This is a genomic window from Methanoregula sp. (assembly GCF_023227875.1).
Classification (GTDB): Archaea; Halobacteriota; Methanomicrobia; order Methanomicrobiales; family Methanospirillaceae; genus Methanoregula.
Window position 1 is genome coordinate 177,313 of the sequence record NZ_JALOCH010000006.1, and the last position, 21,525, is coordinate 198,837.

Here is a 21,525-nt window from a genome sequence, read left to right on the forward strand (position 1 = left end):
GAAAATAAGTTTTGCCGGGCATCCCGCGAGGGACCGGGATCAGCGGGTGCTGATACCGTCCCCGGTGATCTCGTAATCGATGGAGGCGCCTTCCGGCCGGGACCGGTGCTTCACCAGCCGTGCCCTCCTGAGGCCCGGGGTGTCGGTCTTCTCCAGCCGCACGATCACCTTGGAGAGGTGCTCGAGGGCAGTGCCTCCCAGCCCGTAATACGTGTTCTTCACCGTGTCCATGTACACCTGGTTGGTGATAATGACCGGGATCTCGTAGCGTTTCGCGTACCCGAGGAGATGGAGCATCTGCCGGGTGAGCGCCTGCATCGCGTCCCGGCCCTTTTCGAGGTCGGTACGGTAAAGGGCGGTCGCAGAGTCCATGACGAGCAGGCCCGGCTTATGTGCCTTTAAGACCTTCTCTGCCTCGAGGATCATCGTGCCCTGGTGCTCGAAGTCGACCGGCTCGAAGAGGAAGAGCCGGTCCGCGATCTTATCGGTATCATCCCCCGCTACCTGCCGGAACCGCTCGATCGAGAACCCTTCGGAATCGATCCAGACCACCGCATGGCCGGCCCGGAGGCAGGCGACCGCGGCCACCGTGCAGAGGGTGCTCTTGCCGCTCGCGGGCTCACCGAAAAACTGGGTGATGGTCCGCAGCTCGAGACCGCCCCCGAGCAGGGTGTCGAGGGCCGCATTCCCGCTGGATTGTTTCTCGGTTCTCAACATGCACCCCTCGTCATTTGCTGATCAGAATCGTCTGGATGAAGAGATAAGCGTTCTGAATACTCCTCCCTTTCAGGTATCTGACGGGGCGGTTTAAAACCCGGCACCGCAGTGGATGAAAATGAGATGCCGGGTTTTGCCGGTCTCACCCGGGTTCAAGCACATAGCAGACCGTCCCCTCTTCGGCCCCGGTTCCGGCAGGTACCCGGTCGGCCTTTACAAACCCGTTCTTCTCCAGGACCCGGATGGATGCAGCGAGGTCCGGGTATGTCGTGGCAATGATCATACGGATGCCGGGCCAGGAAAAAATCTCCGGGATCATGGACCCGACTGCCTCGGTGGCATAGCCCCGGTTCTGGAACCCGTCCAGTACCGAATACCCGAGCACCACGGCGGATTGATCGTTCTCTGACCCGACAATCCCGCCATTGCCGATCAGTGTCCTTCCCGTAGCACCGGGTTCATCGAGCACCCAGTACCACGCGGCAAAGACAGGCCCTGTCGTATCGGTACACATCCGGATAAACTCCCGGATCACGCCCTCGTCCATGAGCGGCGGCGGCCATGCGGGAGGGATACCGGCACTGAGAAGGCGGGCAAGCTCAGTTTTGTCGTTCAGGTCTGCCGCGAGAATTTCCCGGGTGGCTGGAATGAGTTCGAGTCGCCCGGTGCGGAAGGAGGAAGTCATATCAGGTAAAACCGGTTTTTCAGAGAAGCAATGAGGTGGTATTCCGCGGGGAACGGGCAGGTTACTTCTTCAATCGTTCCCACGCCTTCTCTTCGACAATCCGGAGCACGTCGCGGACCGGCAGATCCAACTCGGCGGCAAATGCCCGTGCCGGCTCGAACTCTGCCTTGAGCGTGTATACCGAGCCATGCATCCACCCGAGTTTCACCGGCAGTTTCCGGCGCTTCCCGCCAAGCCGGATCTCCACCTCTTCGGTTGTCCGGTCCGCAATGAACCGGTGGACGGCAGGGAGACAGCGGATACCCAGCGACCCCAGCTCGCGGGCCATCAGCTCCGCGAGCTGCACGCTCGTTTCCGGGAGGCTGATGACCCGGACCAGGAACCCCGGCCTGCCTTTCTTCATGATCACCGGCGTGGCACTCGCGTCCCGGGCCCCGGCGTCCATGAACCGGGCGATCGCGTGGGCGATCACCTCGCCGCTCACGTCGTCTACGTTCGTCTCAAGGATATCAACGATATCCTGTGGCAGTTCACCGGATGCCCCGGCAGAGCCGGTCGTCTCGACAACCATCGCCCGGAGCACGTTGGGCGAATGAGGGGGGTTGCGGGTGCCGGCCCCGTACCCGACTGCCTTTATCGTGTATGCCGGCAGCGCCTCATTGCTGATCGCATGTGCCGCAAACTCGGCAAGGAGTGCCGCGCCGGTCGGGGTGCAGAGCTCTCCTGTATGGATGCCGGAGACCGTGGCAAGGCTCGTGTGCCGGAGGATGGCTGCCGTTGCCGGCGCCGGGATGGGGAAGGTGCCGTGCGAACCGTTGCCGGTCCCGTGCCCGAGCGTGACGGGGAGGATCCGGATCCCGTCCACGTTCAGCGTGTGCAGGGCGGTGCAGGCCCCGACGATATCGGCGATCGCATCATCGGCCCCGACCTCGTGGAAGTGGACGTGGGCCCCGTGCACCTCTTCCTCGGCCGCGTTGAGCCGCTCAAAGACCCTTCGTGCCATCGCGAGTGCCGGTCCCGGCACGTGGGGGGCAGTCCCGTCCAGCCGGCCCAGTACTTCGGAAAGGGTCCGGTGGACCGGCAGGGCTTTGGTCTCGATCCTGAGCGCCTGGATCCCGGCCCGGGTCACGCGGGAGATCGCCGGCTCTGCTACGACCGCTTTCATCGCACGCACGACAGTTTCCCGGTCCGCCCCGCAGTCCAGCAGGGCCGCGGTGATCATGTCGCCCGCAGCGCCGTGAAAGGGATCGAGTATGAGGAGACGCATTATCAGTACTTATAAATCCCTGCGTATATGACCTTTAAGGTAATGCCAGAAGTGCAATTGAGGGTGGATTCCGCGTACCCCGGCGACCAGGGTGGCGGAAAGGCCCGGCTGGATCCCGAAACAATGCTCGCACTCAAGATCTCGCCCGGCGATCTTGTGGCGATCGAGGGGAAGCGGCGGACTGTCGCGAAGGTCTGGAGGTCACTGGTCGAGGACTGGAACCAGAAGAAGATCCGGATCGATAATTTTACCCGGATCAATGCCGGGGTCAGCATCAACGACACGGTCAGGGTCGCGAAGATCGCAGACGAGATCGAGGCAAAACGGGTCGTGCTTGCACCACCCGAGGACCTCCCGAAGAAGATCCCGATCGCAAACAACCCGCACGTTGTCAACGGTCTGATCGATTTCCCGGTCGTGAAGAACGATACCGTCCCGGTGATGCTCGGCATGCCGTTCATCCAGCCGCAGATTATCGGCTTCAAGGTGGTCGAGATCGAGCCCGAGGAAGCGGTCATCATCACCAAGAACACCTCCGTGGAGTTCTCGGACAAGCCGGCTGCTGGCTTCGAGGGTATCAAGCGGTTCAGTTACGAGGATATCGGAGGTTTAAAAGACGAGCTCCAGCGTCTCCGGGAGACGATCGAGCTCCCGCTCCGGCACCCGGAACTCTTCCAGAAGCTCGGGATCGAGCCGCCCAAGGGCGTGCTCCTGTACGGCCCGCCCGGTACGGGCAAGACCCTGATCGCAAAGGCGGTGGCAAGCGAGAGCGGTGCGCACTTCATCTCGATTGCCGGGCCCGAGGTCATCTCGAAATATTACGGGGAGAGCGAGCAGCGGCTCCGCGAGGTCTTCGAGGAGGCACGCGAGAACGCACCCTCGATCATCTTTATTGACGAGCTCGACTCCATTGCCCCCCGGCGCGAGGAAGTGACCGGGGAGGTGGAGCGCCGGGTCGTTGCCCAGCTCCTGACCATGATGGACGGCCTTGAGGAACGCGGGCAGGTTGTCGTGATCGGTGCAACGAACCGTGTCGATGCAATCGATGCGGCACTCCGCAGACCCGGCCGGTTCGACCGGGAGATCGAGATCGGTGTCCCGGGCGAGCCCGACCGGATCGAGATCATGAAGATCCATACCCGTGGCATGCCGCTTGCCGAGGATGTGAGCCTTGATTCCCTTGCCCAGCAGACCCATGGTTTTGTCGGCGCGGACCTTGCGGCCCTTGCACGCGAGGCGGCAATCCGTGCCCTCCGGCGTTACCTGCCGGATCTGGACCTTGATGCAGAAGAGATCCCGGCAGAAGTGCTTGACCGGCTCAAGGTGCTGGCAAGTGACTTCAGGAGCGCCCAGCGCGACGTGGGCCCGAGCGCGATGCGGGAAGTGATGCTCGAGGTATCGCACGTGAAGTGGCAGAATGTCGGGGGTCTTGAATCTGCAAAGACCGAGGTGAGGGAAGCAATCGAACTCCCGCTCACCGATCACCAGAAGTTCGAGGACCTCGGGATCGAGCCCCCGCGGGGCATCCTCCTCTACGGCCCGCCCGGCACAGGCAAGACCCTGATCGCAAAGGCTGTGGCAAGCGAGAGCGGCGCGAACTTCATCCCGGTCCGGGGGCCCCAGCTCCTCTCCAAGTGGGTAGGCGAGAGCGAGCGGGCGGTCCGCGAGGTCTTCAAGAAGGCCCGGCAGGTCTCCCCCTCGATCATCTTTTTCGACGAGATCGATGCGCTGGCACCGGCCCGCGGCACGAGCAGCGACTCGCACGTGATCGACAACGTGCTCAACCAGATCCTGACCGAGATGGACGGGCTCGAAGAGCTCAAGGACGTCGTGGTCATGGGAGCCACCAACCGCCCGGACATCGTGGACCCGGCACTCCTGCGGGCCGGCCGGTTCGACCGGCTGGTCTATATCGGTGAACCCGATCTGGAGGGCCGGAAGAAGATCATTGGCATCCACACCCGGTTTATGCCCCTTGACAGCTCCACGCTCAACGAGGTCGTGCAGCTGACCGAACGGTTCAACGAGGACGCGCTTGGCGAACTGGTCGAGAAGCTCGGGAAGGACAAGGCAGTCACGATTGCGGACGTGAAGGCAGCCATCACACCGGCAAAGGACGACAGCACCGGTCTTCCGGCCGGGATGAGGCGGAAGCGGTTCCTTGAACTGCTTGGAGAGAAGAAACTTACCTTCACCGACCTGGCCCGCGAGCAGCTGGCCGCAGACCTTGCCGGCATCACGGAAGGTTTTGTGGGGTCAGACCTCGAATCTCTCTGCCGCGAAGCCGGCATGCTCGCCCTCCGCGACGGCTCAGCGACCGTGACAAAGAAGCATTTCGACGAGGCCCAGAAGAAGGTTCACCCGACGATGAACGACAACCTCCGGCAGTACTACGGCAAGATCCAGCAGCACTTCAAGGGCGGACTGCCAAAGCAGGTCCAGCCTCCGGAGTATCAGTAAATTTTTTTTCCGACAGGCTATCAGACCTGGAGGACGAGAAGAACCATCAGGATTCTTTGAGTTATCCGTGTAGAAGCATCAGGACGCCAATTACGATCAGCAGCCCGGCAAACATCATCTGCAAATTCTTACCGGAGCAACTGTGCGCACACCGCACACCGAACCGGGCAAGCGGGATCGTGGTAATCGCCAGGATCGCGAAGGTCACGAGGTCCACGTACCCGATCGAGAACGGCGGCAGGCCTGCGACACCGATCCCGTTGATGACATACGCAGTCACGGCACCGGCTGCCGAGAAGATGAGGCAGGCCGATGAGGTCCCCACCGCACGGTGGATCGGGTAGCCGAGCAGGATGACCAGGACCGGTACCAGCAGGGCACCGCCTCCCAGCCCGGTCAGCCCGGATACGATCCCGATGCAGAAGCCGAGCACGAGATGGATGCCGGGCGACCCCCGCGGCTCGCAGGTACGGCACTCGCGGAGGTGCCAGACCATGCGGATCGCAATCAGGATGAGGAGCGTGGCAAAGAACATCCGGAGTACGATGCCCGGCAGGTGGACGGCAAGCGTGCCTCCAGCGAGCCCCCCGAATACTGCGGCAATTCCCATCGGCACGGCAGCAACCCAGTTCACTGCCCCGTGGCGGTGGTGGGCCAGCGCCCCGCTCGCCATGGTCGGGATCATCACGGCAAGCGAAGTGCCGAACGCAACCCGGGTGGCGAGCGTGGAGTCCATCCCGCCAAGAGAATACAGCCAGTACTGGACCGGCGTCATCAGGGCTCCCCCTCCGATACCGAAGAGCCCGGAGGCCGTGCCGGCACAGATGCCGGTAACGAAGAGACAGACGTACTGTACGATCGGGTCCATGGCATCCTCAAAAAATGTTGAATAATTATTATCTGCCGAATCTACAATAGTCTAACGGGGAACAACCATGAGTAAAGCAGCACTCCTGATCATCGACATGCAGAACGACTTTGTTCTTGAGGGGAAACCGCTGAAGGTTGCGGGGGCACGGGCCGTTGTCCCGAAGATCCAGTCCGTGCTCACGGAGTTCCGGAAGCGGACCCTGCCGGTATTCCATGTCCTGCGGGTCCACCGGCCGGATGGATCGGACGTGGAGATCATCCGGCAGGAACGGTTCAGGCAGCAGCCGTTTGCCGTTGCCGGCACGCACGGGGCGGCAGTGATCGATGAACTGGTACCCGTAAACGGGGAGCACGTGCTCACCAAGACCCGGATGAGCGCGTTCATCGGGACCGAGCTCGACCTGATGCTCCGGACCCTCGGTGTGACAACGGTCTATGTGACGGGCATCCAGACGCCGAATTGTATCCGGACAACGGTCTTTGACGCGATTGCGTACAACTACCCGGTCGTACTGGTCGACGATGCAGTCGGGGCTTCGTCCGAAGAGGTGCACCGGGCCAATGTCCGGGACATGCAGAATATCGGGGTGCGGATTATACAATCTGCCGAAGTGCCCGGCATGCTCGGCTAATGGGACGGTTAAAAAAAATTATTGTTTCCGGATATAATCCCGGAGAAGCCAGATGCCGACAATGATCACGGCAATGTAATAGATCGCCGATGCAACCGGCACGAACTGGTCGGAAATCCATGTCCTGATCAGTTCCTGGATCACGAAATAGAGCTGGAATGTTGCGATCAGGATGAAGAGTCCGACAATGAGATACATAATACCGAGCCATTCACTGCCCGGTGTCTTCTTCTCGGGATTTTTCTGTTTCTCGGTCATGGGTGATACCTGTGGTGCGACAGGCGCCGGACTCTCCGGGACCTGACGCATGATCTCTTCAGCGTTCATGGGTCTCTCCTCCGTATATGGATGAAGACGGCGAGTGAACCCAGGGCAAGAAGGGCGAGCGGTGCTGCAAAGCCGGGGGATTTCATCGTCGTATACGGCTGTGGGGACAACGCGGGTTCACCGGAACCCTGGACGAACTTCGAGGTCTCGATCTCTTTCGTCACAAACTGCGTGTCTTTGCTCACGATCTGCCCGGGACGGAGCCGCACATTCCCTTCACCCCTCTTGATGATGACATCGTCCTTCCAGACAAGCACCTCGAACACGTAGTTGTACTGATCGGGGACCGTCAGCGTCACTCCTGATACTTTCGTTGCACCTGGCCGGATACTCTCAACCGTTGCCTGCTGTTTGTCAGCAAGGAGTCGGGCATCCTCTTCTTTTGCCTTCACTTCGAGGGTAAACGCCCCGCTCTCTTGAGGGTCATCGTTGGTGAAATACACATCGGTCTGGATATTCACCCGGTCGCCCTCCACCTTCCTGACTAAAAAGTCGATGTCAGAGATTGTAAGGCCGGTCTTCTGGTTATCGGGGGTGAGCCGCTCAAGGCTGTACACGGTAATCTCGCCCTGCCCTTTGCGCTGGTTGTTCTCATAGATGGTGCTGACAAGCCGGTAGGAGCCTTTACGGGGGAGGACAATTGCCTGGGAGACCGAGCCGGACCCGCGGACGCCAAGGAACCCGGCGTCGCTTGTCTTCTCCGCGACCATGAGGCCGCTCTCGGTGTTATAGGCTTTGAGCTGGACGCGGGAGATGCCGGAGGAGACACCATACGTATTCTGGATATCGGTGGTCACGTTCATGGTGACCTCAGCGCCCGTGACCTTTTCAGCGCCGACCGTCATACTACTGACATGGACCGAGCTGTCCTTGAGACAGCCGGCACTGATCACCAGCATGCTGAGCAGCAGGAGGACCAGTACGGTCAGGAACGGGGGAAGGAAATGTCGGTTCATGGATATCATCAAAACGAATAGAACTATTTTTATTTTAATTATTGATAAAGACGCTGATTAGTGAAAAAGTCGTTTCAGTCATTTTCAGGGCTTCCCGGCACGGGGAATCCGAATAGACCGGTGTCGTGTTTCCTGCACCCGGAAAAAGATGGGGGAAATGAAGATTATTCGCAGTAGATATCGTTTGCCCACTCTTCTACAACTCTCTTGGGCTGCCTGCCGCCCCGGAAGTGCCGGCGCTGGGATGAGGAACGTTCGCGCCCGGTCTCCTCCTCGTCATCGGCGGCCTTTCCTGAGACTGCCGCGGGAGCGGGTGTTCCCGGTGCCGGCTGCTGCCGGGGGTCTCTCCGCTGGTGGTGTCGCTGGCCGCCCTGGTTCCGGCCCTGGCCCCGGTCTCGACGGTCGCGCCTCCGCTGTCCCTGGTGCTGCTGGGATGGTGAAGCCGGTGCAGGCTGGCTGCCCGGTGTCTGTTGTGGCTGGTCTGATTCTTCCGCCATAATTGTCCGGCAGATCATTCGGGGCAGAGAGAAGAAATAGTTTGGCATCGCAGCCCTGCCAGACCGCTGTACACGCGCTGCGGGTTCCCGTATAATGAACAACTATATACGCCAGCGTCCAATTTTGTATGAAAAATAACCGGCACTCAAATCATGTCCAACGTTACCACCCTTCTCGATGCAAAGAGCGTTCCTGAAGCAAAAGCAGCGCTCGTCTGCCCCTCGCGGAACGAGACTTACAGCTATAAAAAGCTCCGGGACGAGATGAACCGGGTAGGCCTCGGCCTCCTCTCGCTCGGCGTGAAGAAGGGCGACCGGGTCTGCATCTACCTGGAAAGTTCGCCGGAGTACCTGATCAGCTACTTTGCGCTCTGGCGGATCGGAGCGGTCGCGGTGCCGACCAACATTGTCTACAAGGGAGAGGAACTGCTGCACGTGCTCAACGATGCCGGTGCGATCGCGGTGATCACGGACCGGCAGGGCGCCGGCGTCATCAGCAGTATCCGGAAGGACGCCCCCACGGTCTCCCATATCATCTGCTGCGGCGGGGCGTGCGACGGGACCGTGGCCTGGGAGTCATTCCCTCCCGCTCCGGCGAATATGCGGGCGGCCAACTGCTCGACCGAAGACCTCTGCCACATCCAGTACACGGCCGGCACGACCGGAAAGCCGAAAGGAGCGATGCTCACCCACGGCAACTGGATGACGGCGCTCGACACGGAACGCGACGCCCTCCGGCTCCGCCCCGTTGATACCTACCTTGGCATCTACCCGATGGGCCATGTCGGCCTCTCGTGGGGGCTCGCGGCAATCCGGGCCGGGGGTACGTATGTCATGATGGAGCGGTTCGATCTCGAACGCTACCTTGCCCTGGCAGAGCAGTATAATGTAACAATCCTTGCCGGCATGCCGCCGGTCATCCACTCGCTCGTCCATGCTGCGCCCGGCACCGGGCCGCGCCTCCGGTGCGCCCGTGCGATCATCTCAGGGGGTGGTGTGCTCCTGCCGGTAGTCTGGGAGGCATTCGACCAGCGGTACCATATCCCGGTGGCGAACTCCTACGGACTCTCCGAGACGATCGTGATCGGTTCAGGCACCACGACGTTGCCCGAATTCCCGCAGCTCACGAAAAATTTCCAGAGCGTGGGGGTTGCGGTCGGTTACACGGAGCTGAAGATCGTGGACACGGCTGACCCGGAGAAAGAGCTGCCGTTTGGCGAGAGCGGGGAAGTTGCCATCCGCGGCCCGGCGGTAGCGAAGGGATACTGGAACCTGCCGGACGCGACCCGGGAGGTATTCCGGCATGACGGCTGGTTCCTGACAGGCGACATCGGAGACCTTGATGCGGAGGGGATCCTCTGCATCACCGACCGGAAGAAGGACATGATCATCATGTCCGGCTGGAAGATCTATCCCACGGAAGTGGAGAACGCGATCGTCCGGCACCCGGCGGTTGCGGATGTCGCGGTCTTCGGTGTGCCGGACGAGCGGAAAGGAGAGGTCCCGGTTGCGGCGGTCGTGCTCAGGCCCGGCGCCGCCCTGACCGAGGAAGAATTTACAGCCTACTGCCGGGACCACTTGGCCGGGTACAAGGTCCCCCGTAACCTGATCATCGTGGACGCCCTGCCCCGGGTCCACGGCTGGAAGCTGCTGAGGCGGGACCTCCGGCAAAAGTTCGGCGGATCGCGCTCCTAATCCGATTTGGCGGGATATTCTGCGACAAAATCACCCCGGGCCCCACAAGCCTTTTAAGCAGACATTCAATAATACTCTCCGGTGCATCCCCGATGGCAGCCCCGACAGATACAAAAAGCCGGATTCAGGACGTCCCGATCAGCGGGAGGACTAAGAAGCGGACCACCGGCATTATCGGTCTCAACCTGCTGCTTGACGGCGGGTTTCCCGAGGGGACCCTTGTCATGATCTACGGCACACCGGTTGCCGGGGTCGACCTTGCCGCTGTGCAGTTCTGGAAGGCGGAAGGCGGGGAAGAGGGCACGTACTTCATGAACGATGGCGATGTGGACGTGGGCATGATCGATGCCAGCGAGCTGCATCCTGAAATGTACCTGACCCAGATGGCGGGGAGCAGGATTGTGATCGACTCGCTCTCGGCGATTGTCATCAAGTACGGGATTGACGGGGCGCTCAAGTTCCTGCGGATGTCCCGGGAGGAGATGAAGAGACGCGGGGCGAACATGATGTTCGTTGTTTATACCGGCATCCACTCGCCCATGGAGATGACCAAGCTGATGCGTGCAGCGGACGTGGTCATCGAGTTCAAGACCAATATCCAGCAGGCAGAGATCGAGCGGACGCTTGCCGTCCATAAGATCAAGGACGCAGCAGCACCCCAGCGGCTGCTGCCCTTCATCATCACCGAGAAGGGCATCGAGGCCTCGACCACGTCAAGAGTGGTGTAAGGCGGGTTTTCCCTTTTTGTTTTGTTACAGCCGGTTGATATTACCGGTATTTTAAAAAAAATTATATCTTGATCGGGAACGGGTACCCGGCATCGATCACCGTGTACTGGTCCCCCGAGGTCATCAGGAGCGTGACAATGACCCGGTCGGTTCCGGTCGTACCCATCAGCGTCACGCTGGTCCCGATCCCCGGTTTCTTCCTGACCTCCTGCTCCGTGACACAGTCCGAACGGATGACGGTCACCGTCATGGTCTGGACCATACCGAGTCCCCGACCGCCATCGAAGCGCACGGTGATGGTCGGGTTCTTGTTGATCGTGTTCCGGTCAACGGTGATGCTGACATCCTCGTACGCCGGCAGGTATTGGAACGGTCCCGGTGTGAGCGAGCAGGTGTCGCCGGGGGAAGGTGATGTTGTTTCGGGTACTGCACCGGAGGGAACCGTTACGGGAGTACCGGAAGAGCCTGGTATACTATTGAGGCAACCGGCAGTGAGGACATTGAGGACTGCAATGAAGAGGAGGATCGACCATGGGCCGTGCTGCATACCAGAACATATCTCCCGGCTGCGGTTAAGTGTTCCGGCACAATAAAAAAATGGAAAATCCGGAGAATTAAAAATTTTCAGTAGTTTGATTCAGGCATGTCGTGGGTCTGGGTCTCCCTGAGAAAAATCACTTATTCTCAAAACATTCCCTGCACGTCATCGTCTTCTTGATCAGCCCCATCATACGGATGCAGTTACTGCACCCCTGGACGCCGCAGTGCTCGCACTGCCGCAACTGGCTGGCCGGGACAACCTTCCCGCAGTGGGGGCATTCATACATGCCCTCATCAGCCTCTTCATGATACTCCTCAGCGCCATCATCCAGGGATTCATCATCTCCACCGCTCATGGCATCGTACATCCGGAACACCATCGCTATCAGATCGCAGAAGATCCTCCAGACCAGGCTCCCGAAAACAAGGAACCCGATCCAGAACAGGGGTGAGGTTGTGGGATTTTGCAGAAGGGCCGAGGTGTTGATGAGTGACTTCACTGCGGAATCAGTTCCCGTTGTTGAAAACCCGGCACTGATCCCCAGCAGGGAGATGAGGATAATTACGACTGCCCCAATAATGTAGATGAGCCTTTGGTGGTTTTTTACCATACGGGTCATGAAGGGAAGCGTATTATCCGTGGCAGCGCACTCCCGCCCGGGTTTTTTACCGGGGGTGGTCCGCGGCTGGTGGGGAGCAGCCTCGTATTCACTCGCATGAGTCTCGTATAACCGGTTATCCGCCCGGCTGACAATCGTTCGATTATCGGGCCGGGTCTTCGGAAACGGGTAACCGCATTTGTTACAGAACCGTGCCTCGTCATCAGCGGCCGGGGTCCCGCAACTGGGACAAGTCTTTGCCATAATCTTTCGCAAGAAGATAATGGTTCCGTATAACCCGATGAACCTGTTGATCCGGCCCGGAAATTTCCCGGCTGTACAAAAAAGAGAGCCCGGGTGTTACAACGCGAGCCGGACTTCCTTTGCCGCTTCGCACATGTTCTTGAGTTTCCAGTAGGCTGCCTCGCGGCTCCGCATCCGCAAGCCGCAGTCCGGATCGATCAGCAGGATCTTCGGGTCGAAATATTCCACGGCTTTCTCGATCCGCTTACGGATCTCCGGCACGGTCTCGATCTCCTCCGATGACGAGTCAACGCACCCGTACCCGAGCATCTTGCCGGTCAGGTCCCGGCGCGAGATGATGTCGACGTTTGCCTGGTTCTTCGAGAACTCGAAGTCAAAGACATTGACGTTGTATTTCAGGATCTCGTCGATCACGTTGCCGATGTTCCCGCAGACATGCATGCAGGTAGGGACGCGGACCGCAGATGCAATCTGCTCAACTGCCTGCTTGCCGATCGCGAGGTCGGCAATACCGGTCGAGAGGATCGGCTCGTCGATCTGGATCAGGGTGACACCGGCCGCTTCAAGGCTCCGTGCCTCGACAACGAGCGCAGCGGAGAGGTCGAGTGCCAGCTCCTCCTTGTTCCGGTACATCGGGGTGCTGATATGGAGGCCGTGGGCGAGCGTTGACGGGCCGGTGATGATCCCCTTCACTTTCGGGAACTTCGAGATCGTATACTTCGTATCCGCCACCGTGATCGCGGAAGCGGCCGGCTGGATCTTGCCTATGACCTCCTGCCCCTTGACACCCGGCAGTTTCCCGGCAAAGGCCCCGATCATGTCCCCCCGCACCTGCCCGTCCGAGATGATATCGATGCCGGCCCCGATCTGGTCGGCGACTGCGGTCTCGACCGCGGAATGGAGCGGGTCGAAGAGGCTCTTGAGCCCTCCGGCTTTCACCACCGGGTAACTGCCGACAACGGTCGTTGCCAGTACTTTATTGATGAAATATGCTTTGGACATGGGAAACCGGGTTGAATTGTTACAGATTGATTGTTCCGGAAGAAAAAATAGTTCGTGGTCGGGATCAGGGGACCAGCCGGTGCATGTCGCGGGGGAAGAGGACCGCTTCGCGCACATTTGAAAGACCGAGCATGGTCATGACAAGCCGGTCGGCACCCAGGCCCCAGCCCGCATGCGGCGGCATGCCGTAGCGGAACGGCTTAAGATAGAACTCGAAGCTCTCGGGGTTCAGGCCTTTCCTCCTGATCTGGTTGACGAGAATGTCGTACCGGTGCTCCCGCTGGGCGCCGCTCGAGAGTTCCATCCGCGGGTGCATCATATCGAATGCCTTGCAGATCGAGGGGTCGTCCTCGTACTGCATCGCGTAGTAGGGCCGGATCTCGGAGGGCCAGTCCACGATGAAGTAGTGGCCGCCCATCTCGGCGCCGATCGCCCGCTCGGCCGCCGGGCTGATGTCGTCGCCATACTTGATCGGTTCGTCGATCTTCTTCTTCGCGATCTCGATCGCTTCTGCGTACGGGAGCCGGGGGAACGGGGCTTTCGGCACGGCAAAGTCGGTGATCTCTAGGTTGGCGAGCTGGGTGCTGCATGTCTTATTGACGTACTCGTAGATCCTGACGATCAGGTCCTCGAGGATGCGCATGACCTCGAGGTGGTCGGCAAACGAAACCTCGATATCGATACTTGTCGCCTCGTTGAGGTGCTTTGTCGTGTTGTGCTCCTCCGCCCGGAAGATCGGTCCGATCTCGTACACCCTCTCGCAACCGGCAGCCATCATCATCTGCTTGTAGAGCTGCGGGCTCTGATTCAGGAAGGCCTCCTTGTCGAAGTAGGCGATCGGGAACAGTTCGGTCCCTCCCTCGGTGGCAGCCGCCACGATCTTGGGGGTGGTGATATTCGTGAACCCGTTTTCGTGGAAGTACTGGTTGATCGCGAAGCACGCGGCGCTGCGGACTTCAAAAACCGCCGCAACGCGGGGCCTCCGCACATCGAGGAACCGGGCATCGAGGCGGGTGTCCATCTCTGCGAGGACTTTCTCGGAGACATCGAGTGGGAGCGGGGTCTCGGCGAGGCTGATGATCTCGATCGATTCGGGCACGAGCTCGCGGCCGCCGGGAGCCTTGTCGATCGCCTTGACCGGCCCGGTGACCCGGACAACGGACTCGCGGGAGACCGCTTTAAGCGCTGCAAGGACGGCTTCAGGTACTTTCTTCTTGGGGATGGTCACCTGGATGATGCCGGTCCGGTCGCGGATCAGCATAAAGGCAAGGCCGCCAAGGTCCCTGACCTCGTGGACCCAGCCGCAGACTTCCGCGTGGCCGCATTCCGGTGTGACGTTCTGTATGGGTATGCGCATTAAAATCCTATAACAATGGGTCGGGGGGGGTAATGAGATTATTGTGCTGATGTTCGAAGAACTATGAGGGATTCCTCTCGTCCCTACGGTTCTGATAAATCCGAGACCTTCATCAGGAAGTCGAGAAAGAGAGGACCTGAAGGATCTTCGACATGTCGAAAGTCATCAGACTTGAGACAGGAGAAGAAATTCATCAGAATTTCTTCGATTGGTCGAAAGTTTGAAGAACCCTTCGATATGTCGAAATTCATCAGAATTTCTTCGATTGGTCGAAACTTTGAAGAACCCTTCGATATGTCGAAATTCATCAGAATTTCTTCGACCCAGTCGGAACTCGAAGAACGCTGATGCGTTCTTCTCCTCCTCCTGGCTCTATCGAGCCAGTCGGATTCCACAACCCATATAATATTTATAAACCTCTCTTTAATAGAAGAACTATGGCAGATCCAGCACAATCCCCTGAGTCGCAGGGCAAACAAGGGTGGAGTACCGGCACCAAGGTGCTTGTCGGAGTCATCGCCCTTATTTTCATTGTCGCAGTTATCGCGATTGTCACCCTGAGTATTGCGGTTGCCGAGACACAGGCAGGGACTTCGTTCCCTTACACAACCACCTACCGGGTCAGCATCCCTGATGGCGAGCCCGTCACGATCGGCAGCACCAGGATCCTTGTCATGACCTACGAGAACGAGGTCATGACCGAAGTTGATGGTGTCAAGGAAAAGCTGATCACCGGCCAGGAACGGGTCATCAGCCCGCGGTCCGCAAAGATCACCGCACTTGGTATCCCCCTGATGGACACGGATTTCCAGATCACCCTGACGTATCTTGGCACCTCCGGCAAGAATGCCCTGTTTGACATGAACGTCAGGACTTCAAGACAGGTCCCCGAGCTGGTGGTCAGCAAGCTGATCCCATCCAGCATGAACGCCCAGCCGGCCTGAAAATAAAAAAAATCTTTTATTCCACTACCCGCATTGGCGGGTACAGGACATCTTCTCTCTCGTCAAGCGATATCGTTGCCACGGTCGTATTGATCTGATCAATCGGGTTTGCGAGGATCTTCGCAGTCGAGAGCGTGTACAGGGTGTCTCCGATATAGAGCGAGCGTTTTACTTCGTTTCTGGAGCTGCCGTACCAATAGTGGCTGCTCCCACCCGTTCCATGTTCAACGGTACCCCGCAGGACAAAACCTGCCGACGGGTCGACACCGAAGACATACGCGCCGTACCAGATCTGCGGCTGGTCGCCGATCAGTTTTTCGGACCGGGCCGCATCCTGCCGGACAACCCGGGCCGGGATCACGAGGAGGTTCTTTGCCTTGTCAAAGAGGAAGGCCTTGTGATCCGAGAGTGCCGCCGAGTCCGAGCCGGCATCACCGATCTCGACCTTTCCCACCTGTTTTGGGTTTTCAACATCGCTCACGTCAAAGAGGGCGAGCTTGATGCCCTGCGTCGAGACGCCGCCCCAGTCATTGGTCCTCGTCTCCTTGCCAAGCCCGATGATGTGGGTGCTGTCGTACGGGTGGAGGTAATCAGAGTAGCCCGGGATCTTGAGCTTGCCGAGGATCTTCGGGCTCGTGGGAGTCGAGAGGTCGATCACAAAGAACGGGTCAACCCGCTTGAAGGTCACCATGTAGAGCCGGTCGCCTATGAACCGTGTCGAGTAGATCTGCTCCTGCTCGGCGATGTGCGTCAAGGAACCGATCGTCTTCATGCCGGAGTCCAGCACGAAGACGTTGTTGTACTCGAACGACCCCCGGGTAGTGTAAACACTCGACGTGGTTGCAACGCGGAGGTTGTCATGGTATTCGTCCATGGCAAACTGGTTCTTCAGGTATCCCGGCACATCGCCCCTTGCGACATAATTGATGGCGCCGTTGTCGATCGCAATCTTATGGATGGCAGTTGTGCTCTGGTCGATCTCCTTCTTTGTGATCTTCTCCACTTCCTGCGCTTTCATCTCCGTGATCACCTCCTGCTTCTCGCTCTCGCTCATCGCGTTGAAGTCCTCCCAGAGGACTGACGAGACGGACCCGGACGACGATCCCGCGCTGCTTACTTCCCGGTCATCGATTGCGATCGCCGGTTCCACCCCACCTCTCCGATAGATGCTGTGGTACTTCTGGTAGCTGATGTACATCGCGTCCTGCGATACGTACATGATGTTGCCGCTGCCGACAAGGTACGTTTTTGCGTCCTTCTCGTTTGCGCTGGGTGTGTCAAATGAAGTGATTGTCGTAAACGCGTACGACCGTTCGGGGTTGTCGAAGTAGTAGACATCCGGTGTGATGATGCACTTCGCACTCTCTCTCACGCACGGGACAATGATCTCCTCGTCCCGGTAAGTGGAGACCTTCTCGCGGGTGACGAGATAGAGGTTGCTGCCGATCAGGCGGGCATCGGTATAGTCGCCGTCGATCTCGTAGTCTTTTGTAACTTTCGGGTTCTTCCGGTCGGTGATATCGTAGAAGACGGCGCGGGTGACGGGATTGTAGGGTATGTAGGAACGCAGGGATTTCACCTGCCGGGCAGAAACCGGGCTGTCATTTTCTGAAATGGCGCTCGTACCGGTCGTGAAGAGGACGAGCCGGTTGCCGGAGACGAAGATTTCCTTTGGCGTGTCGTCAATCGTGGTCTTTGAAATAATCGTGGCGGTCGATGCCGGGTACGCATCCACGATGGTCAGGGTGTCGCCCGATATGACGTAGATGTATCGCCCGTCGTTTTTCACAACGTCCGGTTCATCGACACCGGCGACCTGCACATTGGTCTGCGAGTAATCCGTTGCTCCGGTCCCAGCGGACGGCGCGGATGCAGTAAGTCCTTTGGCCGATTCGGCAACTGCACTCTGCGGGACACCCACTGCGACATCCCTGGCCATGACGGCACCCGTGGCATAATAGTCTCCGTCCGCCTCAGCGGCAAGTTTCGTATTCTCTTCAATGTACTCGCGGATCTCGTCCGCGGAACTGAACTTCTTTATCTCACCTGCCGCGGGCGATGTCGTAGAACCGGTGCAGCCGGCAGCGATGATGGCGGCTATGACAAGGGTGGCAACAGCAAGGGAGAAGAGGATCCTGCGTGACATAATCAACCAGGAGTTGATGAGCGCGAAAAGATAATGAATCTGGCGTTAACTGCGAAAAAAATGGCAGATATCGCGAATCCGGGTGTCCGCGGGAACGCCCGGTAATCCCGCCGACCTGCCCCGGGGCCCGGCAGCACACGCCATGCAGGGACCGGATCCCTGATACACCTGAAAATCCGGTTACGAATTATCTTCTGACGGATCGGATGTCTTTTTGTCAGGAGCCGGGCGCCGGAGCATCTGGATCACGATGGATACCACGGCAAGCATCGAGATGCCGATGATCATGTAGATGATGAGACTGAAATTCTCCCTGACGATCGGAAGGCCGCCAAAGAAAAAGCCGGCGAGCGAGAACGCAACGATCCAGAGAACCCCCCCGATCACGTTGTAGGAGAGGAACCAGCGGTAGCGCATCTTCCCGACACCGGCAAGGAACGGTGCAAAGGTCCGGATAAAGGGGATGAACCGCGCGATCACGATGGTAATGCCGCCATACTTCTGGAAATATTCCCGGGTCTTCTCGAGGTGTTCGGTCTTGACGAAGCTGTACTTCATGTCAAGGACTTTCATGCCGGCAGTATGCCCGATCCAGTAATTCACGGTATCCCCGAGGATCGCGGCGGCAAGGAGCGTGACAATGAGGATCTCGATATTGAGGTAACCGGCCCCGGCAAGCGTGCCTGCAACAAAGAGCAGCGAGTCTCCCGGGAGGTACGGCAGGACCACAAACCCTGTCTCGCAGAAGATGATCGCAAACAGGATCAGGTAGGTCCAGAACCCGTAGCTCTCGATGATCCCCGGGAGGTACTTGTCGATATGGAGAACGAGGTCAATAAAAACAAACGGCAGGTCCATTTCCTGATATATCTGCCGTGGGATACCATAAAAGCTCTATCGGGACTGTAAAACCCGGCTGTTCATCACGGCCGTTCTCTACAATCCCAGTCAATAAATGCTATTTATATTCGGAAACAATAAGGAATAAAGGTGAATGTATGAAAATAGACCGTCAACCAACCTATTCCTTTGTCATACTTACCCTCATCCTGATCATCATTGACACTATCCTCGCGTGGGCATCGGTAACGATTACCCCGACTGTTGCCGGCGGCGTGGTCTCGTGGCTGTTCTTTGCAGTTGCGTTCATGGTCCTCTTTACCCTCTGGTTCGGCTGGTACGGTGCGATTGCTGCTTATGTCGGGACCCTTGTCGGCTCCGGGCTGATGGTATCCGAAGTGCTCAACCAGCACCCGCTGGTCGCTGTGGTCTGGGCAGTTGCCGGCCTCTTCCAGGTGCTGATCCCGCTTGCCGCTGTCCGCAGTTTTGGCGTGAACTTATCGATGGAGAACCCGCGGGACTACACCTACATCCTCCTGTTCGGGGTAGTCATCAACAACCTCATTGGTGCAGCCTGGGCAGCCTGGACGCTCTCGCTTGCCGAGCCCGTGGCGATGATGACGGTCTTTTCGGCATGGTTTATCGGCAATGCGGTGGTCTGCCTCTTCATTGTCCCCCTCGGGCTCAAGCTCTTCACGCCAAAGATGGAAAAGCACAGGCTGTATGTGAAGAATTACTGGGATTAAAAAAATTTTCACTTCTTTTTTCGATGATTTACGGTGGACAGGCCTGAACGTCTGTTCATCAGGCATATTCCGGGGAGCGTCCGGGATCAGGTAACGGATATTGTCCGGGTCTCACCCATAGCACGGAGCAGGAGGGGGACCCCGACCGCGATGATGAAGATAAAGAGGCTGACCCAGAGGTGCACTCCCAGGTAGAGCAGGAATGATGCCCAGAGAAGGGCGACGAGAATCATGCAGTAGAAGATGAGGAGGTTGCGATCCTTCCCGTTGTTTCTCATTTCGATAAAGCCCACGACCGGGTTGATCGCGGCAAGTGAAGCGAAGAGGAAGAAAAACTGGAGCACCTCTCCTTTATGGAGGAGAAATATTGCCCAGAGTACGGCAACCGAGAGAATCAGGAAGAAGAAGACCCGGGTCCTGTGCCGGTGCACCTCACCGGATTTAATCATACTGGAAGGATAACACTCCCGCTATAAAAAACAATTGCCGGGCGGGAGGCCTCGACCTGCGAGAGTGGGTTACCTGGTAAGGGTCTCGTCATCCGCCTGCCACTTCGGGGCAACGATACAGAGAAAGACGAGGTCCCCCGGCCCGGTATTACGGATATACTGCTCTGCCCCCCGGGGGATCAACACGATCTGTCCCGGGTGAACGAATGCATGTTCGCCGGCAATATGCATCTCCCCGGCACCGCTGAGAATATAATAGAGTTCCGTGGACCGGTTCAGTACGTGGGGCAGGGTCGACTCACCGGGCGGGACGATTGCATGGGCAACACTGTACGAAAGCTCCCCGGCACCCGGGACCTTGTCCGGGTGGAGGAGCTCGCAGAGCAGGGAACGGTCGATGACCCGTTCATGGGGTGAATCAGCAACATCGCGGATGAGCATAACGGTCTCTCATACAGGGGTTGGGCCCCGGTCTATAAGTACCCCCGCCATGGTATCCCGGGGGATACTAAGGGGTAACCCGGTACACCGCATCTTTATCCCGCCCGGCAGGAATCATTACAGTAGTGGTTCTGATGAAAATTATCGGCATCAACGCAAGCCCGAAAGGGGAGAAAAGCCAGACCCGCCGCCTCGTCATGGGCGTGCTCGAAGGCGCCCGGCAGGCCGGGGCAGACATCACGTTCGTGGACGTCTGCGGTCTCGAGATCAAGTACTGCACCGCGTGCGGCACCTGTTACGCGAAGGGCGAGTGTATCCATGACGACGACTTTCCGACACTCCTGGAGAAGATGCTGGACGCGGACGGGATCGTGCTCGGCTCGCCGAATTATATCAACGCGGTCACGGCCCAGCTCAAGACGATGCTCGACCGGATGGCGGACGTGGTTCACTGCCAGACGTTTGCCGGGAAATATGGCTGTGCGGTCTGTACCGCGGGCGGTTCGTACGCAAACGAGGTGGCGGATTACATGAACATGGCCCTCCTGAACTTCGGGGCGAAAACCGTTGGCAGGGTGGGGGTACTTGTAGGGGCCGATCCAAACGCTATCGTCGGCGCTGAAAAAGAGGCAAAGGAGCTGGGCCGGAAACTGGCTGAATCGATCAGGTCGAAGTGGTCTGACCCGGCGCAGGAAAAGATCCTTGCTGAGCGGAAAGAATATTTCAAGCAGATGATCTCGTACAACAAGGACCTCTGGAAGCACGAGTACGATTACTGGAAGGACCTTGGCGAACTGAAATAGTTCCCCCTCGTATCATACTTTTTTATATCGAACGTCAGGATCATGCGTTCCGGCAGACCGTTTTTACCACCGGTCCGGTATCCCCTCGATCAGCGGGGAGAGAAATACATAGAGTGGCAAAGCAAGCGATGCAATGATCTGGTTGAATCCCGGCAGTTCTGATACCGGGACAACGCCAAGCGCACACACCCACAACACGAAACCGGCAGTGGATATCACGAGCTGCACACCCTCCGTTACCTGCTGGGTCTTCCAGAGATACAGCGGTGTCCCCACGATACCCGCGATGAGGATCCAGCGGGCCATAAGGGAGAACAACGGGTCCGCGGCAAACAGGGCATACGCAATCCCGTACACCGCAACGTAGAGCACAACGACTTCCGCCGGGATGTACTTGAACAGCCGCTCGCGGTAGGAATCGGGGGCAGGTCCAGCGGAAGCTGCTCCTGTTGCATCCTTGACCGCACCTGAATTCCGTTTTGTTATTACTGTCCGCATACCGGTCACCTGAACGGTATCATTCTTCCCGGCTTCCATATATCTTGCGGTTGGAATAGATC

At 58.5% G+C, this 21,525-nt stretch carries 23 protein-coding genes; 7 read left to right on the top strand and 16 right to left on the bottom strand.

What is annotated here, in order from left to right:
- Positions 1 to 39: 39 nt before the first annotated feature.
- The 3 genes from radB to larC form a co-directional block, all read right to left on the bottom strand.
- A complete protein-coding gene (gene radB / locus M0R30_RS08380) occupies positions 40 to 717 on the bottom strand; it encodes a DNA repair and recombination protein RadB (protein ID WP_292545793.1) in 678 nt (225 codons plus the stop codon).
- 142 nt (positions 718 to 859) lie between these two features.
- Complete coding sequence (locus M0R30_RS08385) at positions 860 to 1,402, bottom strand: GNAT family N-acetyltransferase (protein WP_292545795.1); 543 nt, start codon at positions 1,400 to 1,402, stop codon at positions 860 to 862.
- A 61-nt stretch (positions 1,403 to 1,463) separates the two neighbouring features.
- Positions 1,464 to 2,669: a nickel pincer cofactor biosynthesis protein LarC gene (gene larC / locus M0R30_RS08390; protein ID WP_292545797.1), complete on the bottom strand. Its 1,206-nt coding sequence runs from the start codon at positions 2,667 to 2,669 to the stop codon at positions 1,464 to 1,466.
- 42 nt (positions 2,670 to 2,711) lie between these two features.
- On the opposite strand from larC, the gene M0R30_RS08395 reads away from it, so the two are divergent.
- Positions 2,712 to 5,129 (top strand): CDC48 family AAA ATPase, encoded by a 2,418-nt coding sequence (locus M0R30_RS08395; protein WP_292545799.1) that lies wholly within the window; start codon positions 2,712 to 2,714, stop codon positions 5,127 to 5,129.
- Between the two features lie 61 nt (positions 5,130 to 5,190).
- Here the strand turns inward: M0R30_RS08395 and M0R30_RS08400 are convergent, their stop codons facing one another.
- On the bottom strand, positions 5,191 to 5,997 hold the full coding sequence (locus tag M0R30_RS08400; RefSeq protein ID WP_292545800.1) for a sulfite exporter TauE/SafE family protein: 807 nt from the start codon (positions 5,995 to 5,997) through the stop codon (positions 5,191 to 5,193).
- 67 nt (positions 5,998 to 6,064) lie between these two features.
- Between M0R30_RS08400 and M0R30_RS08405 the strand changes: the two genes are divergently transcribed.
- Positions 6,065 to 6,631 (top strand): isochorismatase family cysteine hydrolase, encoded by a 567-nt coding sequence (locus M0R30_RS08405; protein ID WP_292545802.1) that lies wholly within the window; start codon positions 6,065 to 6,067, stop codon positions 6,629 to 6,631.
- A gap of 18 nt (positions 6,632 to 6,649) precedes the next feature.
- Here M0R30_RS08405 and M0R30_RS08410 read toward each other — a convergent pair whose 3' ends face one another.
- The 3 genes from M0R30_RS08410 to M0R30_RS08420 form a co-directional block, all read right to left on the bottom strand.
- Positions 6,650 to 6,958, bottom strand: a complete 309-nt coding sequence (locus M0R30_RS08410) for a hypothetical protein (RefSeq protein ID WP_292545803.1) — start codon at positions 6,956 to 6,958, stop codon at positions 6,650 to 6,652.
- A complete protein-coding gene (locus M0R30_RS08415) occupies positions 6,955 to 7,914 on the bottom strand; it encodes a hypothetical protein (protein WP_292545805.1) in 960 nt (319 codons plus the stop codon). The genes M0R30_RS08410 and M0R30_RS08415 overlap by 4 nt, the downstream gene beginning before the upstream one ends.
- A 164-nt stretch (positions 7,915 to 8,078) precedes the next feature.
- Positions 8,079 to 8,411 carry a hypothetical protein gene (locus M0R30_RS08420; RefSeq protein ID WP_292545807.1) on the bottom strand — a complete coding sequence of 111 codons (333 nt, stop codon included), beginning with the start codon at positions 8,409 to 8,411 and terminating at the stop codon, positions 8,079 to 8,081.
- Between the two features lie 153 nt (positions 8,412 to 8,564).
- On the opposite strand from M0R30_RS08420, the gene M0R30_RS08425 reads away from it, so the two are divergent.
- On the top strand, positions 8,565 to 10,106 hold the full coding sequence (locus M0R30_RS08425) for a class I adenylate-forming enzyme family protein (protein ID WP_292545809.1): 1,542 nt from the start codon (positions 8,565 to 8,567) through the stop codon (positions 10,104 to 10,106).
- A gap of 92 nt (positions 10,107 to 10,198) precedes the next feature.
- The gene (locus tag M0R30_RS08430; RefSeq protein ID WP_292545811.1) at positions 10,199 to 10,834 is read left to right on the top strand and encodes an ATPase domain-containing protein; all 636 of its coding nucleotides are present in this window, start codon (positions 10,199 to 10,201) and stop codon (positions 10,832 to 10,834) included.
- 61 nt (positions 10,835 to 10,895) lie between these two features.
- Here the strand turns inward: M0R30_RS08430 and M0R30_RS08435 are convergent, their stop codons facing one another.
- From M0R30_RS08435 to aspS, 4 genes are all read right to left on the bottom strand, one after another.
- On the bottom strand, positions 10,896 to 11,381 hold the full coding sequence (locus M0R30_RS08435; RefSeq protein ID WP_292545813.1) for a hypothetical protein: 486 nt from the start codon (positions 11,379 to 11,381) through the stop codon (positions 10,896 to 10,898).
- Positions 11,382 to 11,508: 127 nt separating this feature from the next.
- On the bottom strand, positions 11,509 to 12,237 hold the full coding sequence (locus M0R30_RS08440) for a DUF4282 domain-containing protein (RefSeq protein ID WP_292545815.1): 729 nt from the start codon (positions 12,235 to 12,237) through the stop codon (positions 11,509 to 11,511).
- Positions 12,238 to 12,333: 96 nt separating this feature from the next.
- Positions 12,334 to 13,239, bottom strand: coding sequence for a methionine synthase (locus M0R30_RS08445; protein ID WP_292545817.1), 906 nt, complete (start codon positions 13,237 to 13,239; stop codon positions 12,334 to 12,336).
- Positions 13,240 to 13,303: 64 nt separating this feature from the next.
- Positions 13,304 to 14,596 (bottom strand): aspartate--tRNA(Asn) ligase, encoded by a 1,293-nt coding sequence (aspS, locus tag M0R30_RS08450; RefSeq protein WP_292545819.1) that lies wholly within the window; start codon positions 14,594 to 14,596, stop codon positions 13,304 to 13,306.
- Between the two features lie 437 nt (positions 14,597 to 15,033).
- Between aspS and M0R30_RS08455 the strand changes: the two genes are divergently transcribed.
- Complete coding sequence (locus tag M0R30_RS08455) at positions 15,034 to 15,540, top strand: hypothetical protein (RefSeq protein WP_292545821.1); 507 nt, start codon at positions 15,034 to 15,036, stop codon at positions 15,538 to 15,540.
- Positions 15,541 to 15,556: 16 nt separating this feature from the next.
- Here M0R30_RS08455 and M0R30_RS08460 read toward each other — a convergent pair whose 3' ends face one another.
- On the bottom strand, positions 15,557 to 17,686 hold the full coding sequence (locus M0R30_RS08460) for a beta-propeller domain-containing protein (RefSeq protein WP_292545823.1): 2,130 nt from the start codon (positions 17,684 to 17,686) through the stop codon (positions 15,557 to 15,559).
- Positions 17,687 to 17,866: 180 nt separating this feature from the next.
- Positions 17,867 to 18,544 carry a VTT domain-containing protein gene (locus M0R30_RS08465; RefSeq protein WP_292545825.1) on the bottom strand — a complete coding sequence of 226 codons (678 nt, stop codon included), beginning with the start codon at positions 18,542 to 18,544 and terminating at the stop codon, positions 17,867 to 17,869.
- 140 nt (positions 18,545 to 18,684) lie between these two features.
- Here M0R30_RS08465 and M0R30_RS08470 point away from each other — a divergent pair, with 140 nt between their 5' ends.
- The gene (locus tag M0R30_RS08470; RefSeq protein ID WP_292545827.1) at positions 18,685 to 19,272 is read left to right on the top strand and encodes a hypothetical protein; all 588 of its coding nucleotides are present in this window, start codon (positions 18,685 to 18,687) and stop codon (positions 19,270 to 19,272) included.
- 86 nt (positions 19,273 to 19,358) lie between these two features.
- Here M0R30_RS08470 and M0R30_RS08475 read toward each other — a convergent pair whose 3' ends face one another.
- Together M0R30_RS08475 and M0R30_RS08480 are read right to left on the bottom strand one after the other, a co-directional pair.
- On the bottom strand, positions 19,359 to 19,721 hold the full coding sequence (locus tag M0R30_RS08475) for a hypothetical protein (protein ID WP_292545829.1): 363 nt from the start codon (positions 19,719 to 19,721) through the stop codon (positions 19,359 to 19,361).
- A 69-nt stretch (positions 19,722 to 19,790) separates the two neighbouring features.
- Positions 19,791 to 20,162 (bottom strand): cupin domain-containing protein, encoded by a 372-nt coding sequence (locus tag M0R30_RS08480; protein ID WP_292545831.1) that lies wholly within the window; start codon positions 20,160 to 20,162, stop codon positions 19,791 to 19,793.
- Between the two features lie 134 nt (positions 20,163 to 20,296).
- Here M0R30_RS08480 and M0R30_RS08485 point away from each other — a divergent pair, with 134 nt between their 5' ends.
- Complete coding sequence (locus M0R30_RS08485) at positions 20,297 to 20,965, top strand: flavodoxin family protein (protein ID WP_292545859.1); 669 nt, start codon at positions 20,297 to 20,299, stop codon at positions 20,963 to 20,965.
- A 63-nt stretch (positions 20,966 to 21,028) separates the two neighbouring features.
- On the opposite strand, the gene M0R30_RS08490 is transcribed toward M0R30_RS08485, so the two are convergent.
- Positions 21,029 to 21,463, bottom strand: a complete 435-nt coding sequence (locus M0R30_RS08490) for a hypothetical protein (RefSeq protein ID WP_292545833.1) — start codon at positions 21,461 to 21,463, stop codon at positions 21,029 to 21,031.
- Between the last annotated feature and the right edge of the window lie 62 nt (positions 21,464 to 21,525).